The sequence below is a fragment of the Candidatus Desulfolinea nitratireducens genome (assembly GCF_982879505.1).
Genome location: NZ_CEYOSI010000271.1, coordinates 1 through 1082 on the forward strand (window position 1 = coordinate 1; position 1082 = coordinate 1082).

A 1082-nucleotide genomic window follows, 5' to 3' on the forward strand; every position below is an offset into this window, starting at 1 on the left:
AGATTCCTCCAATAGTACGATGCTAATCAGCAAATCCAATCTTAACACAGAGTGTCTCAAATGGGCATAATTTCAGATCGTAAAATGGCGGCTCTCCTGATCGCAAAAGATCCTGAGAGACGTGGTAAACTGAGTTTCATCTGATTCGCAAACCTTACCGATCTTATAGGAAAATAATAACGAATGACTTCTACCTTTCGCTCTGGTTTTGTCGCCGTCATCGGACGACCAAATGTTGGCAAATCCACCCTGATCAATGCTCTCCTTGGTCAAAAAATCGCCGCTGTCTCGCCGCGCCCCCAGACCACACGACGCTCTCAGCTTGGGATCCTCTCCACCGATGCAGCCCAAATAGTTTTTGTAGACACCCCGGGGATTCATAACCCGCATCATAAACTTGGGAAGGCCCTCAATATGAACGCCGAGGAAGCCCTTGAAGGTGTGGATTTGATCCTCTGGCTGGTGGATGCCTCCGAGGAACCGACCGAAGAGGATAAATTGATCTCATCCCTTTTGCTGACGATTAAGAATCGCCCTCCTGTTTTGCTTGCCACCAATAAAACAGATCGACTGAACATCAAAGAATCAGAATCCCGTCAAGAGGCTTACCGTGAAATATTTCCTGACGCCGAGGAGGTCATCCCCCTCTCAGCAACCCGCGGAGACGGGCGAGATACGCTTCTCAACATCATCACTGATCGGCTTCCGGAACGTCCTCCCGATTTCCCCATCGATCAGGTCACCGATCTCTACGAGCGTGAAATCGCCGCCGAGTTGGTCCGTGAAGCCTGCCTGATCTTCCTGCGTCACGAGGTTCCCCACAGCATCGCCATCCGCGTGGACGAATTCACCGAGCGCGGTGATTCGGGCGCTTACATCGCCGCCACTCTTTTCGTCGAACGCGACTCGCAAAAGGGAATCGTGATCGGCGAGGGCGGAAAGACCCTTAAAAAGATCGGTTCGGCTGCCCGCAAAGAAATCGAAGCGATGAGCGGACGAAAAGTTTTCCTGAATTTGCGGGTCAAAGTGCTCAAAGATTGGCGAAATAACGAGAATTATCTGCGCCGTTTTGGGTATAACCC

At 51.1% G+C, this 1082-nt stretch carries 1 protein-coding gene; it reads left to right on the plus strand.

Annotation, left to right across the window (positions count from 1 at the left end; genetic code table 11):
- Window positions 1-183: 183 nt before the first annotated feature.
- Window positions 184-1082 (plus strand): GTPase Era (era, locus tag AC3DOM_RS16265; RefSeq protein WP_487920092.1); only part of this gene is annotated, 899 nt, incomplete at its 3' end.